A 2,458-nucleotide genomic window follows, 5' to 3' on the forward strand; every position below is an offset into this window, starting at 1 on the left:
GCCCGGGTCGGCGTGGCCGCGCGTCCGCGGCGGCGTCCGGTGCCGCGGCTCACGCGGACCTCCGGCGGCTCGACGCGCGCGCCCACGTCCACGCGTCCGCGGCCAGCAGCAGCGCGGCGAGCAGCGCCAACGGCCACACGACGTCGCGCGTGCCGCGCACGTCGGTGCGCCCGTCGGCCGCGATCGTGGCCAGGTCGACGTCGGCGACGAGGTCCGCGGTCGGCGTCGGCGCCGTGCGGTGCACGTACCGGACGCCGAGCTGGTCGGCGACCTCCCGCAGCGCCCCCTCGTCGACGCGGGACACGGCGTCCCCGCCCGCCGGGTCGGTGATGTACGGCGGGTCCGGGTCGACCGTGCCGTCGTAGCTGCGCATGCGCCCGCCCTCCGCGGTGCCGTAGCCGAGCACGGCGCCGCCGTCGACGAGCGGCGCGAGCCCGGCGAACGACTCGGGTGCGCCGTCGCCCGTCTGCTCGCCGTCCGACAGGTAGAAGACCAGGCGCACCATGCCGGGGTCGCGGCGCGCCGCGTCCTCCAGCGAGCGCCGCAGCACGGCGAGCGGCCGGTCGCGCAGCGTGCCCGCGGACGACGCGGTGACCTCCTGGGTGACGGTCTGCGCCCACGCGCGCACGGCGTTCACGTCGTCCGTCAGCGGCAGCTGCGTGCCGGCCTCGTCGGCGAACCCGATGACGGCGAACGACCCGCCGGACAGGTCGGTCGCCAGCGACACGACGTCGTGCCGGACGCCGTCGAGGCGGCGGACCGCCGGCTCGGGCGGCAGCCCGGGCTGCCGCGCGGCGGGGCCGCCCGGCCCCCAGTCCTCCGCGGCCATGGAGCCCGTGCGGTCGACGACGAAGAACACCTGCACGCCGGTGCGCGCGCCACCCGGCTGCGTCGTCGCCACCGCCGGCGTCAGCCCGACGACCGCGACGACGGCCACGAGCAGCGCCCGCCGCCACCACGTCCACGGCCCGGCACGCAGGGCGCCGTCGCGGACCACCCGCACCCGTCGACCGTCGCGGACCACCCGCGCACCGACCGCCTGCGCGACGCACAGCGCCAGCAGCGGCAGGGCCGTGACCAGCACGACCCCGACCGGCACGACCGTCCGCCACGTCATGCGCGCACCCGCCAGGCCAGCACGACGGCCAGCAGGCCGGCGACGTACAGCAGGACGACCCAGCCGTCGGAGTCGTCGACGACGACCCGCTCGGGGTCGGCGTCCATCGCGACGAGGTCCGCCGCCTGCACCTGCGCGAGGATGGCCGGCACCGCGCCGGCGTCCGACGCCTGCGCGAACACGCCGCCGGTCGCCTCCAGCGCGAGCCGCATCCGGGCACGCGCGCCGTCGGCGTCGGCGATCCAGTCCTCGCGGTCGGGGTACAGGCCGTGCACGACGGCCCCGCGCCCGCCCGCCAGGTCCGTCGCCTCCTCGAGCGTATAGACGGGGTCGCCCCACGCCTCGTTGTCGGTCGCGAGCACCACGGACCGCGACCGGTCCGTGTCGAACTGGTCGAACAGCAGCGCGCACGTGGCCAGGCCGTCGCCGATGAGCGACGCCTGCCCCTCGAGTCCCTCGGTCCCGCGGAAGAGGTCCTCGGCGCCCTCGACGGCGTCGCCCTCGAGCACCGCGCGCGCCGTGCGCAGCTGCTCGCGCACGAGGTCGTAGTCGTCGGTGAGCGGGAACACGGTCCGCGACGTGGAGTTGAACAGCGACAGCGCGACCCGCTCGCCCTCGAACTCGTCCACGAGCCGCGCGAACGTCGCGACGACGGCGGCGTCGTAGTCGATCATCGAGCCCGACACGTCGAGGCACAGGACGATGTCGCGGTTCGCGAGCTCGTGCGTGCGCTCCTCGGCGACGACCGGGCGGGCGACGAGCACGGCGGCGGCGAGCGCCGCGGTGCCGAGGGCCAGCACGAGCGCCGCGCGCAGCGCGTGGTAGCGCACGCGCCACCACCGCATCGCGGGGACGTGCCGCAGCTCGGCGGTGTTCGCCACCCAGGTCGTCGCCGCGCCGCCGCGCCGCCACAGCAGGCCCGCGACCAGGGCGACGACGGCGAGCGCGACGAGCGCCGGCACGGCCCACGCCGTCGTCAGGCCGGCCGGCACGGGCGCCGCCGTCACCACGAGCCCACCACCCGGCGCGCCTCGTCCAGCGACGTGCGCACCGAGACGCGGCTGCGCGGGCCGAACGCCGGCGTGGAGTACCGCTCCAGCAGGACCGCGAGCCGGCGCACGCGTCGGTCCTGCCGCGCCAGGCCCGCGGTGAGCGCTGCCGTGCGCACGCCCGTGCGCGCCGCGGCGAACTCGCGCACGACGAACTGGAGCTCGAGGTGCGCGCCGCGGTCGTCGAGCTCGCCCGCGCGGTGCCGCTCCTCCACGGCGCGGATCCGGTCGCGCGCGACCTGCCGCGCGGCGGCGTAGGGGTCCGGCGCGCCCGGCGCGCGCTCCGCCGGGG

At 78.0% G+C, this 2,458-nt stretch carries 3 protein-coding genes; all 3 read right to left on the reverse strand.

The features are described from left to right. Window positions 1-49: 49 nt before the first annotated feature. A complete protein-coding gene (locus AB6N23_RS18090; RefSeq protein ID WP_412867346.1) occupies window positions 50-1,117 on the reverse strand; it encodes a vWA domain-containing protein in 1,068 nt (355 codons plus the stop codon). Beyond that, window positions 1,114-2,124, reverse strand: coding sequence for a VWA domain-containing protein (locus tag AB6N23_RS18095; RefSeq protein ID WP_412867347.1), 1,011 nt, complete (start codon window positions 2,122-2,124; stop codon window positions 1,114-1,116). The genes AB6N23_RS18090 and AB6N23_RS18095 overlap by 4 nt, the downstream gene beginning before the upstream one ends. Beyond that, on the reverse strand, window positions 2,121-2,458 hold a 338-nt coding region (locus AB6N23_RS18100), incomplete at its 5' end, for a hypothetical protein (RefSeq protein ID WP_412867348.1). The genes AB6N23_RS18100 and AB6N23_RS18095, both read right to left, overlap by 4 nt.

This window comes from Cellulomonas pasadenensis, from assembly GCF_047229365.1.
Classification (GTDB): Bacteria; Actinomycetota; Actinomycetes; order Actinomycetales; family Cellulomonadaceae; genus Cellulomonas.